Source organism: Paraburkholderia aromaticivorans (assembly GCF_002278075.1).
GTDB lineage: Bacteria > Pseudomonadota > Gammaproteobacteria > Burkholderiales > Burkholderiaceae > Paraburkholderia > Paraburkholderia aromaticivorans.
In genome coordinates this window covers 2,156,887-2,170,638 of the sequence record NZ_CP022989.1, presented here as the reverse complement: position 1 = coordinate 2,170,638, position 13,752 = coordinate 2,156,887, and the positions used below count along the sequence as shown (strand labels likewise).

The window sequence follows — 13,752 nt, the reverse complement described above, 5'->3', positions numbered from 1 at the left end:
CAGTCATCTGCATGACAGCTGAAGGAGTGTTCGTGACGACTCCGACCATGACGGGAAACGACGGGACGGACCCGGTGCGCGACCCACCGGGCCGTGCGCCGGATCCGTGTCAGGCTATTTCTTCACGGCCACCGTGGCGTTGTTCTTTGGCGTGTTGGCCGCAGCGGCCGCGCCTTTGGTCTGTGCAGACGCCGCAGCCTGCGGGTTAGCAGCCGCGCCAGCCGGACCGATAGCGAGACCCTCCGCCTGCAGGCGCTCGACGGTATGCCCGCCCATGCCCTTGACGCGCTTGCCGAGGTCGGCCGGGTCCTTGAACGGACCATGCGCTGCACGCTCGTCGAGAATGGCTTTCGCTTTGGCGGGACCGATGCCCTTGATGCCGCGCAGCGCATCCTCATTCGCCGTGTTGACGTCGACCGCCGCATAAGCGTGGCCGAAAGCGGCGAGCATGGCCGCGGTAACCAGAATTTTTCGAAACATATGGAATCTCCCTCGTACAACCGGTTGGCGACCATCACCAACCGGGAGATTCCAGTTTAAAGAGGGATCCGAATTATTTACACCTGGCCGAATAGCCAACGTACGTAGCGATCGACCCCTTCCTGCACGCTCAGAAACGGCGCGTCGTAGCCGGCCGCGCGCAGCTTCGATTGGTCCGCCTGCGTGAAGCACTGGTACTTGCCGCGCAACGCGTCGGGGAACGGAATGTATTCGATCAGCCCGCGCTGCACCTGATCCGCGAGCGACAGCGCCGGCTCGTTGTTCAGCGTTCGCAGCGTATTGACCACCGTGCTGGCGATGTCGTTGAACGGTTGCGCGCGGCCGCTGCCGAGATTGAAGATGCCCGACTTGTCCGGATTGTCGAAGAAGAACAGGTTGACCTTCACCACGTCTTCAACCGAAACGAAGTCGCGCGTCTGTTCGCCCGCGGCATAACCGTTGTATTCGCCGAACAGCTTGACCTTGCCCTCGGCGCGGAACTGGTTGAAGTTGTGGAATGCCACCGACGCCATGCGCGCCTTGTGCGTTTCGCGCGGCCCGTACACGTTGAAATAGCGGAAGCCGGCAATCTGGCTCTTCGCGGTGGGCAGCACGCGCCGGATCACCTGATCGAACAGGAACTTCGAGTAGCCATAGACGTTCAGCGGCTGCTCGACTTCGCGTTCTTCGACGAAACGGCTCGACCCGCCATACGTTGCCGCCGACGACGCGTACAGGAACTGAACGTCCTGCGCGAGGCAGACGTCGAGCACCTCGCGGCTATAGCGGAAGTTGTTGTCCATCATGTAGCGGCCGTCGGTTTCCATCGTGTCCGAACAGGCGCCTTCGTGGAAAATCGCACGCACCTTGCCGAAGTCGCCGCGCTTGAAGCGTTCGACGAACTCGGTCTTGTCGAGGTAGTCGTCGATCTCGCAGTCGACGAGGTTCTTGAATTTGTCCGCGCGCGTCAGATTGTCGACCGCGATGATGCGTTGTTCACCGCGCTCGTTGAGCGCCTTCACGAGATTGCTGCCGATGAAACCGGCCGCGCCGGTGACGATGAGGGTCATGATTGATGATCCTGCGGTAGTGAGCTTGGCATTGGATCGGAGTCAGCGCCTGGCACTCGCTCCGATCGACAGGTTCAGTCGACGCCGCGCGGATCCCTTCGACACGCTGTCCATCAAAGCACAGCGAGGGATCCGGCGGGTCACATCAATGAAAAAGTTCGTCGTAGTCGACAGTGGCGGTGCCCAGTTTGCCGACCACGATGCCGGCCGCGCGATTCGCGAGCCCGACCGCCTCGACCAGCGTGAGGCCCGCGCCGAGCATGGCGGCCAGCGTGGCGATCACGGTGTCGCCCGCGCCCGAGACATCATACACTTCGCGTGCGACAGCCGATGCGTGCAGCACGCCGTCGTCCGAGAAGAGCGTCATGCCCTCTTCCGAGCGCGTCAGCAGCAGCGCCTTGAACTGCAACTCGGTGCGCAATTTCGTCACGCGCGCGAGCAGATCGTCTTCCGATTTCCACTGGCCGACCACCTCGCGCAACTCGGCGCGGTTCGGCGTGATCAGCGTCGCGCCGCGATAGCGTTCCCAGTCGTCGCCCTTCGGATCGACCAGCACCGGCTTGCCCGCGGCATGCGCCTTCGCGATCATCTGCGTGACGTGGGTCAGGCCGCCCTTCGCGTAGTCGGACATCAGGATCACGTCGTGCGACGGCAGCAGTTCGTCGAAGCGGGCAAGACCCGCGAGCAGCACTTCGTGCGCCGGCGAGTTTTCGAAGTCGACGCGCAATAGCTGTTGCTGGCGCGATAGCACGCGCAGCTTGATCGTGGTGAGGAGCGCCGGATCGCGTTCGAGATGCGGCTTCACTCCGCTTTCGCCCAGCAGTTGCACGATGCGCTCGCCGGGTTCGTCGTGGCCGACCACGCACAGCAAGCCGGCTTGCGCCCCGAGCGCGGCCACGTTGCGCGCGACGTTCGCCGCGCCGCCCAGGCGGTCTTCCTGACGCTGCACGTGCACGACCGGCACCGGCGCTTCCGGCGAAATGCGGTTCACGTCGCCGAACCAGTAGCGATCGAGCATGACGTCGCCCACCACCAGCACGCGCGCTGCGGCAAGCCGTTCGCGCGGCACGACGGTGAGCTGCGGCGCGGGCGAGGACGGCGTGGCGCCGGGCACGGTCTCAGGCATCGGCCGGAAGTTCAGAGGGTTGGGCATAAGGGCGTCCAATCGAGTGATAGTCGATGCCGAGTTCGGTCATCGCGTCCGGTTCATACAGGTTGCGTCCGTCGAAAATCAGCGGCGACTTCAGCACCGACTTCAGATGGACGAAATCCGGACTCTTGAATTCTTTCCATTCGGTCACGATCACGAGGGCATCGGCACCCGTGAGCGTTTCGTCCTGCGTGCTCGCGAAGGTCAGACGCGCGAACTGATCCGGTGCGTCATGCAGATCCATGGCGAACACGCGGCGCGCTTCGGTCACCGCGACCGGGTCGTAGGCGCGCACATGGGCGCCGCGCGCGAGCAGTTCCGCGATCAGGCGACGGCTCGGCGCCTCGCGCATGTCATCGGTATTCGGCTTGAACGCGAGGCCCCACACGGCGAACGTGCGGCCGCTCAGATCGTCGCCGAGCTTGCCCGTGATCTTGTGCACCAGCACGTCCTTCTGCTTGTCGTTCACTTCCTCGACCGCTTCGAGGATGCGCAGATTGTGGCCGCTTTCGCTAGCCGTGCGGATCAGCGCCTGGACGTCCTTCGGGAAACACGAGCCGCCGTAGCCGCAGCCGGCATACAGGAAGTGATAACCGATCCGCGGATCGGAGCCGATGCCGCGGCGCACCGCTTCGATATCCGCGCCGACGCGGTCCGCCAGATTCGACATTTCGTTCATGAACGAAATACGCGTGGCGAGCATCGCATTGGCGGCGTATTTCGTGAATTCGGCCGAGCGCACGTCCATGTAGAGCGTGCGTTCGTGATTGCGGTTAAACGGCGCATACAGGCGCTTCATCAGTTCGCGTGCGCGCGAGCCGGCTTCGTCTTCGTCGAGGCCGATCACGATACGGTCGGGGCGCATGAAGTCGTCGACCGCCGCGCCTTCCTTCAGAAACTCGGGGTTGGACACCACCGAGAAGCGATGTTGCGCGCTGCCCGCGAGTCCGCGTTTGGCCAGTTCTTCCTCGACCACCGCGCGCACACGCTGCGCGGTGCCGACCGGTACCGTCGATTTGTCGACGATCACCTTGAAGCCGTTCATCGTGCGGCCGATGTTGCGGGCCGCTTCGAGCACGTATTGCAGATCGGCCGAACCGTCTTCATCCGGGGGCGTGCCGACGGCGATGAACTGCACGTCGCCGTGCGCGACGCTGGCTTCGACATCCGTGGAAAACGTGATGCGGCGCGCCGCGCGCGTGCGGGCGATCATCTCCTGCAAGCCGGGCTCGTGAATCGGCACACCGCCGTTGTTGAGGATTTCGATCTTGCGCGGATCGACGTCGAGACAGAAAACGTCGTGACCGATCTCGGCGAGACACGCGCCGGTGACGAGACCCACATAGCCCGTGCCGATAATGGTGATTTTCATACGCTTTCCGGTAGAAGGTTCCGGTGATGATTCCCGGCGATAAGGCCGGTCATGAACAGGTTGCGAATTTCGCCCGCGCAGGGGCACTTGCCATGCGTCCCGCGACGGCGCGACCGCGCGACCGAAGCCGGCGCGGCCGCCTGAGCGTCAGTTCGATGCGGTGATCGGCTCGACCCGGCGCGGCGCATAGGTTTCCCAACCGCTGCAACCCGGGCACTGCCAGTAGAAGAGCCGCGCCCTGAAACCGCAATTCTGGCACGTATACCGTGGCAGATTTTTGGTGCGCTGGCGAATCAGCGTGCGCATCAATTCGAGTTCGCTGCGGCGCGGTTCTTCCGCGACGGCTTCCTGCGCCTCGAGCAGCCGCGTCATGCCCGCCAGATTCGGCGACTTCTGCATTTGCGAGCGCGCGAGCGCATGCGCGGCCTCGGGTCCGCGCAACGATGCGACGTGCTGATAGGCCACGTCCAGCAGATCGTTGGTCGGATAGCGGTCCACCCACGTGGTGAGCAGATCGGCGCCGTCTTGCGGACGGCCGAGCGCCTCGTAGGCCTTCATCAACTTTTCCGCGACCAGCGGAAGATAGGCTGGATTCTGCTCCTCCACACGCCGCCATTGGGCAATCGCCGCTTCCGGCGCGCCGCCGGCCGCGTCGACGTCGCCGAACAGGATCGTGGCGCGCACGTTGGTCGGGTTCGCCTTCAACGCGAAACCGAGCTGACGGCGAGCCTCGTCGGGCTTCTTCTGTTGCAGCGCTTCCTGCGCGAGCTCGCAGTGGAACTGCGCGATTTCCTTGTCGAGCGACTCCGCGCCCATGGTTTCCAGATGGCGGGCCGTGTCGATCGACTTGACCCAGTCCTTCTCGATTTCGTAGATGGTGAGGAGCGCGCGCTGCGCGCCCAGCGCGTAGTCGCCGGTTTCGAGCGAGCGGAAAGTTTCCTCGGCGCGATCGAGCAGCCCCGCTTTCAGGAAGTCCTGCCCCAACTCGTAGAGCGCGTGATCGCGCTCGCTGACCGGCAGGTCGGCGCGGCTCAACAGATTCTGATGCACGCGAATCGCGCGGTCCGTTTCACCGCGGCGACGGAACAGATTGCCCAGCGCGAAGTGCAACTCGACGGTTTCCGGATCGAGCTTGACCACCTCGATGAAGGCGTCGATCGCCTGGTCCGGCTGCTCGTTGAGCAGGAAGTTCAGGCCGCGAAAATACGAGCGTGGCAGGTTGGCGCTTTCGGACAGCAGCGTCTTGAGGTCGTAGCGCGCAGCCATCCAGCCGAACGCGAAAGCGACGGGTATGACGAGCAGCCACCAGAAGTCTAGATCCATGCGATTAATGCAAATGTGCGGGAAAGCGAAAACGGAAAGCCGCGCTCAAGATGCGCGGCAGGAGAAATTCAGATCAGCGGCGGCATGGGCGGTTGTTCGACCACGACCGGGGTTTCGCGCGCCACGCGCAACTCGCGCTTGAGTCGGCCATTTTCCATACGCAAGCGCAGCATAGCCGGCATCGACGACACCAGCCCGGCCAGCAACCCCACCACGAAGAACGCGAGGCCGATCAGGATCAACGGCGCCGACCATGCGTAGCCGGCGAGGAAATTCAGCGTAGCAGGTTGTGTATTGGAGAGCGCCAGCACCAGCAGCAGCACGAACACCAGCACACGGATCAGCCAGACGATAAATTTCATGTATAGGTCTCTTGACGGCAGTTGCGGGGGGACGCCGGCTTGATGACGCGTCGCGCCACGGTGTTGCCCGCGCCGAAGTGACCCGTATTGTAATTGAAGCCCTCGCGGCTGGGCAGGAATGGGCGGATTGCAGGCTTACACGGCTTGATCGTGCTGCATCTCGCCGCACGTCAATGCATCGGCGGGCGGGTGAGTTTTCCACGGTTTACGGTCCACGCAGGCGGGCTAAGTGGGTCGGTCGCCCGTCAGTCCGGGCGAAACCGAGCAAAACGTACAGGCGAAAAAAAAGCGCCCGAAGGCGCTTTTTCTGGTCTTTTGCCGACTGGCTTTGGCCGCTGACGCTACCCATGCCACGCTGCAAATAACACAGCGAGGCATTTACAGGTCGTCATCCGGCTCTTCGGCCTTCAGCGGCTCACCCGCGCGACGATCAACCCGTTCGCGCAACTCCTTGCCCGGCTTGAAGTGCGGTACGTACTTCTCAGGTACCAACACCTTCTCGCCCGACTTGGGATTACGCCCGACGCGGGAGGGACGGCGGTTAAGGCCGAAGCTGCCGAAGCCGCGAATTTCGATGCGATGACCGTTGGCAAGCGCCTCCGACATCGCATCAAGCATCGTCTTCACGGCGAAATCCGCATCTTTAAGAACAAGTTGCGGAAATCGCGTAGCCAGCTGGGCGACCAATTCCGATTTGGTCATACTGCAGCAGACCTCTCAGACTTACTGGTTCTGGCCGTCGAGCTTGGCCTTCAACAACGCGCCGAGGTTCGTCGTGCCGGTGGCAGCCGAGCTCGAGTCCGACGAAGCCAGGCCGCGGATCGCTTCCTGTTGCTCAGCCGAATCCTTGGCCTTGATCGACAGGTTGATGCCACGCGACTTGCGATCGATGTTGATGATCATCGCGTTGACCTTGTCGCCGTCCTTCAGCACGTTGCGAGCATCTTCCACGCGGTCTTGTGCGATTTCCGAAGCACGCAGGTAGCCTTCGACTTCCGCCGACAGCTGAACCACGGCACCCTTCGCGTCCACCGACTTGACCACGCCGTCGACGATCGAACCCTTGTCGTTCATTGCAACGAAGTTGCTGAACGGGTCGCCTTCGAGCTGCTTGATGCCCAGCGAGATACGTTCCTTCTCGACGTCGATGCCGAGAACGATCGCTTCCACTTCGTCGCCCTTCTTGTACTTGCGAACTGCTTCTTCGCCCGTTTCCGACCACGACAGGTCCGACAGGTGAACCAGACCGTCGATGCCGCCCGGCAGACCGATGAAGACGCCGAAGTCGGTGATCGACTTGATTGCGCCTTGCAGCTTGTCGCCCTTCTTGAAGTTGCGGCTGAAGTCGTCCCACGGGTTCGGCTTGCATTGCTTCATGCCGAGGCTGATACGGCGGCGGTCTTCGTCGATTTCGAGAACCATGACTTCGACTTCGTCGCCCAGTTGCACAACCTTCGACGGTGCAACGTTCTTGTTCGTCCAGTCCATTTCCGACACGTGAACCAGGCCTTCGATGCCCGATTCGACTTCGACGAATGCGCCGTAGTCGGTGATGTTGGTGACCTTACCGAACAGGCGCGTGCCCGACGGGTAACGGCGCGAGATGCCTTCCCACGGATCGTCGCCCAGTTGCTTGATACCCAGCGAAACGCGGTTCTTCTCTTGGTCGAACTTGAGGATCTTTGCGGTGACTTCCTGGCCAACCGACAGCACTTCGCTCGGGTGACGCACACGACGCCATGCGATGTCGGTGATGTGCAGCAGGCCGTCGATACCGCCGAGGTCCACGAACGCGCCGTAATCCGTGATGTTCTTCACCACGCCTTCCACGATCGCGCCTTCCTTCAGCGTTTCGAGCAGCTTTGCGCGCTCTTCGCCTTGGGTCGCTTCGATCACGGCACGGCGCGACAGCACCACGTTGTTACGCTTGCGATCGAGCTTGATGACGCGGAATTCCAGCGTCTTGCCTTCGTACGGGGTCGTGTCCTTGACCGGACGCGTGTCGACCAGCGAACCCGGCAGGAACGCGCGGATGCCGTTGACCATGACGGTCATGCCGCCCTTGACCTTGCCCGTGATCGTGCCGGTCACGAGTTCGTTGTTGTCGAGGGCCTTTTCCAGCGACAGCCACGAAGCCAGACGCTTCGCCTTGTCGCGCGACAGGATCGTGTCGCCATAGCCATTTTCCAGCGCGTCGATCGCGACGGAAACGAAGTCGCCCGCCTGCACTTCTACCTCGCCCGCGTCGTTCAGGAACTCTTCGAGCGGGATGTAGGCTTCGGACTTGAGACCAGCGTTGACGACCACGAAGTTGTGGTCAACGCGCACGACTTCGGCGGAAATCACTTCGCCGGCGCGCATGTCTTGCTTGGTCAGCGACTCTTCGAACAGAGCCGCAAAAGATTCGGTATTCGGGGTAGAGGTTTGCAGGTCGGACATAAAAATCAAAATTTGCATGGTTCTCGCGGTGCCCGGCTGGCCGGACGGTCAGCAACAACGGCCAAGAATGCGAATGCCACGCGGGGTTAAAGGGTTAATACAACGCTGCGCGACGATCGCGAAGCACCTACTGACAACGAACTTCTACTGCGCCCGGCGCTGATGCACAACCGGTACTTTCATCAGGCATGCGGGACTAAAGCTTCATACCATTGCACCACCTGCTCGACCGCCTGGTCGACCGATAATGCAGAGGTATCAAGCAGCTTTGCATCCGCTGCGGGCTTGAGTGGCGCGGCTACGCGCTGACTGTCACGCTCGTCGCGCTCACGCAAATCCCGGAGCAAGTCATCTATATTAGCAGAAAATCCTTTTTGGATCAATTGCTTATGCCGGCGCGCTGCGCGGGCCTCCACGCTGGCTGTCATGAACACCTTCAGCACGGCGTCCTGGAAGATCACGGTGCCCATATCGCGGCCGTCTGCGACCAGTCCCGGTTCCTTGCGAAAAGCCCGCTGGCGCGCCACCAGCGCGGCACGCACCGGCGCGTGCACGGCGATTGCCGAGGCGCGACTGCCGACTTCCTCGGCGCGAATCTCGGCCGACACGTCGGCGCCGTCGAGCTGCGCGAGCCCTTCGCGAAAAGTGATATGCAGATCGTCGATCAGCTTCACAAGCGCGGCGGCGTCTGCCGCCTCGATGTTGTAGCGCAGGCTGGCAAGCGCGGCGAGACGGTACAGCGCGCCGCTATCCAGCAAGTGGAAGCCGAGGCTCGCGGCAACCAGCGCGGCCACGGTGCCTTTGCCGGAGGCACTCGGGCCGTCGATCGTAATGACGGGCGTCTGGTGAAAGGGACGGGTCGGTTTCATCGAAAAAGTCGCACGTCAGTCGATTCGGGGTCGAATCAGGGTTGAGCAAGCGCAATGAAGCGCTCGAAATAATCGGGAAAAGTCTTGCCGACGCACTTCGGATCGTTGATCCGTACCGGCACGCCGCCGAGACTCACCAGCGAAAAGCACATGGCCATACGGTGATCGTCGTAGGTGTCGATGGCGGCGTTCGGAATCAGCTGTTCAGGCGGTTCGATGACGATGAAGTCCTCGCCTTCCTGCACCTTGGCGCCGACCTTGCGCAGTTCGGTCGCCATCGCGGCGAGCCGGTCGGTCTCCTTCACGCGCCAGCTGGCGATATTGCGCAGCGTGGTCGCGCCGTCCGCAAACAGCGCCGCGACGGCGATCGTCATCGCGGCGTCGGGAATCAGATTGCAGTCCATGTCGATCGGCTCGAGCTTGCCGCTGTCATGGCCGACACCGCGCACTTCGATCCAGTCGTCGCCCATTTGCAGATTCGCGCCCATCTTGATGAGCGCATCGGCAAAGCCGACGTCGCCCTGGATGCTGGCCCGGCCGACGCCCTCCACTCTCAGCGGCCCGCCGCCGAGCGCGCCGGCCGCGAGGAAATACGAAGCGGACGACGCGTCGCCCTCCACCATGATCGTGCCCGGCGACTGATAACGCTGCCCCGCCGGCACCACGAAGCGATGCCAGCCATGGCGTTCGACCTTGATGCCGAAGCGCTCCATCAGCTTGAGGGTGATCTCGATGTACGGCTTCGAGATCAGTTCGCCATCCACCTGTACGGTGCTCACGCCGCTTTCGGTGCGCACCAGCGGCAGCGTAATGAGAAGCGAGGTCAGGAACTGGCTCGATACGTCGCCGCGCACGGTGATCGGCGCGTCGGCGTTGATTTGCCCCGGGCGGATCCGCAGCGGCGGATAGCCTTCGTTCTCTTCGTAGTCGATCTTCGCGCCGAGCTGGCGCAGACCGTCGACCAGATCGCCGATCGGCCGCTCGTGCATACGCGGCACACCGTGAATCCGATAGTCGCCGCCATTGACGGCGAGCGCCGCCGTCAATGGACGCACCGCCGTGCCGGCGTTGCCGAGAAACAGGTCCGCCGTGCGCGCCGTGAATGCGCCACGCGTGCCGCTCACGACGCACGTGTCGCCTTCGCGCTTTACCCGCACGCCGAGTTTTTCGAGCGCGTCGAGCATCACGCGGGTGTCGTCGGAGTCGAGCAGATTCGTGATCGTCGTTTCGCCCTCGGCGAGCGCCGCCAGCAGCAGCACCCGATTCGAGATGCTCTTCGAGCCAGGCAGACGAATCGTGCCGGACGCGCGAGAGAACGGTCCGAGATCGAGGAATTCCATGATTGAGTCCAGTTTCCGGTTATTTCGACGCGTCGCTATTGGCGACGCCGGCAGCGCGCTGTTCCTGCCATTCGGTGCGCGCCACGCGCGAGCGCGCGAACACGGCTTCGAGAGCGGCGCCGTCGGCGGCTTCGATCGCCGCGCGCAAGCGCGCGAGCACCGCCGTGTAGGCGTCGAGTTCGTCGAGCAGAGCGACGCGATTGGCCACGCACACGTCGCGCCACATTTCCGGACTCGACGCGGCAATGCGCGTGAAGTCGCGAAAGCCGCCCGCGGCGAACGAAAATTTCAGCGCGGCATCAGGCGAATTGAGGATCTGCTCGACCAGCGCGAACGAAAGCACGTGCGGCAAATGGCTGACCGACGCGAACACGCGGTCGTGCTGCTCGGGCGCCATGTTCCGCACCAGCGCACCGGTGGCGCGCCACATGGCCGCGACGCACTCCACGGCGGCCGGGGCATTCTCCGGCAGCGGACACAACACGACATTGCGGCCCACATACAGGTCAGGCAGCGCCGCCTCCACGCCGCTTGCTTCGCGGCCGGCAATCGGATGCCCGGGTACGAACTGGCCGATGCGCGCGCCGAGCGCCGCACGGGCCGCGGCGACCACGTCCGACTTGGTGCTGCCGGCGTCGGTGACGATCGTCGCCGCCTCGAGAAACGGCGCGATGCGCTCGAGCAGCGGCTGCGTCTGCGCGACAGGCGCGGCCAGCAGGACGAGGTCGGCGCCTGACAGCGCGTCACGCAGCGAGGCGTCGTCGTCCAGCGCCGCCGACCCGTCGATCACGCCCAGCTCCAGAGCGCGCCCGGTGGACGCGGACGAACGTCCGACGCCGATCACCGTGCGCGCGCCCTCGGTCTCGCCCCGCTCGCGCAACGCGCGCGCGAGCGATCCGCCGATCAGGCCGACACCGAAAATTACCAGCTTGTTAAATGAAAACTCGGCCACATCGGTCACAGATTGAGCGCGCCCTTCATGCCGACGAGGCGCGCGGGTCAAGGGTTACTGCTTACGCAGCGGCCAGCGTCTTTTCGAGCGCGGCGATGAACGCTTCGTTTTCTTCCGGCAGGCCGATCGTGATGCGCAGCCACTGCGGCAAGCCGTAGTTGCCAACCGGTCGCACGATCACGCCCTGCTTGAGCAACTCGAGGTTGACGCGGTTGCCGGCCGCGTCGTCGTTGCCGACACGCACCAGCACGAAGTTGCCGTCCGACGGCACATACTCCAGACCGAGCTTGTCGAACGCTTCGGTCAGCCGGCGATAGCCCTGCGCATTCAACGCCGCGCTCTTTTCCAGGAACGCCTTGTCGTTTAGCGCGGCGATCGCCGCGGCTTGCGCCAGCGTGTTCACATTGAACGGCTGACGCAGGCGATTCAGCAGATCGGTCAATTCAGGCTGCGCAATCGCGAAACCCACCCGCAAACCGGCGAGGCCAAAGGCCTTCGAGAAGGTACGCGACACCAGCAGATTCGGATAGCGGCGCACCCACGCGATCGAGTCGTAGCGCTTCTCCTGCGGCAGATATTCCGTGTACGCCTCGTCGAGCACGACGACCACGTTGCGCGGCACCTTGTCGAGAAACGCCTCGAGTTTAGGCCCTTCGATGAACGTGCCGGTCGGGTTGTTCGGATTGGCGACGAAAATCAGGCGGGTGTCGTCGGTAATCGCCGCGAGCATTGCGTCGAGGTCGTGCCCGTACTCGACGGCCGGCACGACGATCGCGCGAGCGCCGAGGCCCTGCGTTGCCAACGCGTACACCGCGAACGAGTACTGCGCATAGACGATCGACTGGCCTTTTTCCACAAACGCGTGCGCGGCGATTTCGAGGATGTCGTTGCTGCCGTTGCCGAGCGTGATCCAGTCGGCCGGCACGCCGTAGCGCTCGCTCAGCGCGGCCTTCAGCTCGAACGCATTGGCGTCCGGATAGCGGCCGAGTTCGCTGGCGGCCTGCGCCATGGCGCGCTGCGCCGATTCCGGCATGCCGAGCGGATTCTCGTTCGACGCGAGCTTCACGATGGTCTTCTCGTCCAGATCGAATTCGCGGGCCACTTCCGAAATCGGTTTGCCTGCGATGTAAGGCGCAATGGCGCGTACGTAGGAAGGACCGAAAGACGCTGTCATGAGAATCTCCGAACGACTATGAGTAATGGAATGTGCGGCTGGCGCGCCGGGTTGCTGCGGGCCGCCGCTTGAATATCATCAGCGGGCGCGCGGATACGAGCCCAGAATCTTCAGGAACGCGGCCTTCTTGCCGAGCTCGGCGAGCGCCGCGGCAACCGCCGGATCGTCGCGATGGCCTTCGATGTCGATGTAGAAGTAGTACTCCCACGTGCCGACACGCGCCGGCCGCGATTCGAAGCGCGTCATGGACACGCTGTGACGTGCCAGTGGCTCCAGCAGTTTGACCATCGCACCCGGTTCGTTCACCACCGACACGATCAGCGACGTCTGGTCGTAACCGCTCGGGCCGGCCGGCTGCTTGCCGATCATCACGAAGCGCGTGCGGTTGTGCGGATCGTCCTGGATCAGCGCATAGGCCACTTGCAGGCCGTAATGGGTCGCGGCCCGGTCGCCGGCGATCGCCGCCACGGTCGGGTCCTCCGCTGCCATGCGCGCCGCTTCCGCGTTGCTCGACACCGCCTGGCGCTCGAGATGCGGCGCGTTGGTCGACAGCCAGCGCTGGCATTGGGCGAGCGCCTGCGCATGCGCGCACACACGCGTCACGCCGGTGAGGCCGCCGTTCAGCGTCAACAGATTGTGATGGATCGGCAAAGCCAGTTCGCCGCCGATCGTGAGTTGCGTTTGCAGCAGCAGATCGAGCGTGCGCGACACCGCGCCCTCGGTCGAGTTCTCGACCGGTACGACGCCGAATTCCGCAGCGCCGGCTTCGACTGAGCGAAACACTTCGTCGATCGACGGACACGGCAGGCCTTCGATCGACTGACCGAAGTACTCGTGCATCGCCTGTTCGCTGTAGGTGCCGACCGGGCCGAGGTAAGCGGCCTTGATGGTCTTCTCGAGCGCGCGGCTCGCTGCCATGATCTCGCGCCAGATCGCGCTGATATGCTCGCTCGCGAGCGGCCCTTCGCTCATGTCCTGCAGACGCGCGATCACCTGCTGTTCGCGCTCGGGCCTGAACACCGGCGCGTTGAAATGCTTCTTGACCTCGCCTACTTCGAGCGCTACCGCGGCGCGCTGGTTCAGGAGCGCGATCAACTGCGCATCGAGCGCGTCGATACGTTCGCGAAGAGGCTTGAGTCGGTTATTGAGTTCGTCGTCCATGCGTGAAAACGGCCCTGCCGGTAGCTACTGCACAAATGCGTGCTGGAAAGGATGCGCGCG

General features: G+C 63.4%; 13 protein-coding genes. All 13 read right to left on the bottom strand.

The features are described from left to right. Positions 1 to 114: 114 nt before the first annotated feature. The 13 genes from CJU94_RS09965 to pheA all read right to left on the bottom strand — a co-directional run bounded on the left by CJU94_RS09965 (position 115) and on the right by pheA (position 13,692). Complete coding sequence (locus tag CJU94_RS09965) at positions 115 to 480, bottom strand: ComEA family DNA-binding protein (RefSeq protein WP_091800106.1); 366 nt, start codon at positions 478 to 480, stop codon at positions 115 to 117. A 77-nt stretch (positions 481 to 557) separates the two neighbouring features. Then, positions 558 to 1,550 (bottom strand): ADP-glyceromanno-heptose 6-epimerase, encoded by a 993-nt coding sequence (gene rfaD / locus CJU94_RS09960; protein ID WP_095418549.1) that lies wholly within the window; start codon positions 1,548 to 1,550, stop codon positions 558 to 560. Positions 1,551 to 1,695: 145 nt separating this feature from the next. Further along, entirely contained in the window at positions 1,696 to 2,703 is a 1,008-nt protein-coding gene (rfaE1, locus tag CJU94_RS09955) for a D-glycero-beta-D-manno-heptose-7-phosphate kinase (RefSeq protein ID WP_095418548.1), read from the bottom strand. Continuing rightward, entirely contained in the window at positions 2,669 to 4,072 is a 1,404-nt protein-coding gene (locus tag CJU94_RS09950; RefSeq protein ID WP_095418547.1) for a UDP-glucose dehydrogenase family protein, read from the bottom strand. The genes rfaE1 and CJU94_RS09950 overlap by 35 nt, the downstream gene beginning before the upstream one ends. 147 nt (positions 4,073 to 4,219) lie before the next feature. After that, entirely contained in the window at positions 4,220 to 5,395 is a 1,176-nt protein-coding gene (gene lapB, locus CJU94_RS09945; protein WP_091800097.1) for a lipopolysaccharide assembly protein LapB, read from the bottom strand. 68 nt (positions 5,396 to 5,463) lie between these two features. Further along, positions 5,464 to 5,757, bottom strand: a complete 294-nt coding sequence (locus tag CJU94_RS09940; RefSeq protein ID WP_095418546.1) for a LapA family protein — start codon at positions 5,755 to 5,757, stop codon at positions 5,464 to 5,466. A 378-nt stretch (positions 5,758 to 6,135) separates the two neighbouring features. Next, positions 6,136 to 6,459 (bottom strand): integration host factor subunit beta, encoded by a 324-nt coding sequence (locus tag CJU94_RS09935; RefSeq protein WP_007180889.1) that lies wholly within the window; start codon positions 6,457 to 6,459, stop codon positions 6,136 to 6,138. 21 nt (positions 6,460 to 6,480) lie between these two features. Beyond that, the gene (gene rpsA, locus CJU94_RS09930; RefSeq protein ID WP_091800091.1) at positions 6,481 to 8,214 is read right to left on the bottom strand and encodes a 30S ribosomal protein S1; all 1,734 of its coding nucleotides are present in this window, start codon (positions 8,212 to 8,214) and stop codon (positions 6,481 to 6,483) included. 164 nt (positions 8,215 to 8,378) lie between these two features. Beyond that, a complete protein-coding gene (cmk, locus tag CJU94_RS09925; RefSeq protein ID WP_095418545.1) occupies positions 8,379 to 9,065 on the bottom strand; it encodes a (d)CMP kinase in 687 nt (228 codons plus the stop codon). Between the two features lie 35 nt (positions 9,066 to 9,100). Then, the gene (aroA, locus tag CJU94_RS09920; RefSeq protein WP_095418544.1) at positions 9,101 to 10,405 is read right to left on the bottom strand and encodes a 3-phosphoshikimate 1-carboxyvinyltransferase; all 1,305 of its coding nucleotides are present in this window, start codon (positions 10,403 to 10,405) and stop codon (positions 9,101 to 9,103) included. 19 nt (positions 10,406 to 10,424) lie between these two features. Further along, positions 10,425 to 11,366 carry a prephenate dehydrogenase gene (locus tag CJU94_RS09915; protein ID WP_095418543.1) on the bottom strand — a complete coding sequence of 314 codons (942 nt, stop codon included), beginning with the start codon at positions 11,364 to 11,366 and terminating at the stop codon, positions 10,425 to 10,427. A gap of 52 nt (positions 11,367 to 11,418) precedes the next feature. Then, a complete protein-coding gene (gene hisC, locus CJU94_RS09910; RefSeq protein ID WP_095418542.1) occupies positions 11,419 to 12,531 on the bottom strand; it encodes a histidinol-phosphate transaminase in 1,113 nt (370 codons plus the stop codon). Between the two features lie 78 nt (positions 12,532 to 12,609). Beyond that, the gene (gene pheA / locus CJU94_RS09905; protein ID WP_095418541.1) at positions 12,610 to 13,692 is read right to left on the bottom strand and encodes a prephenate dehydratase; all 1,083 of its coding nucleotides are present in this window, start codon (positions 13,690 to 13,692) and stop codon (positions 12,610 to 12,612) included. Positions 13,693 to 13,752: the final 60 nt, after the last annotated feature.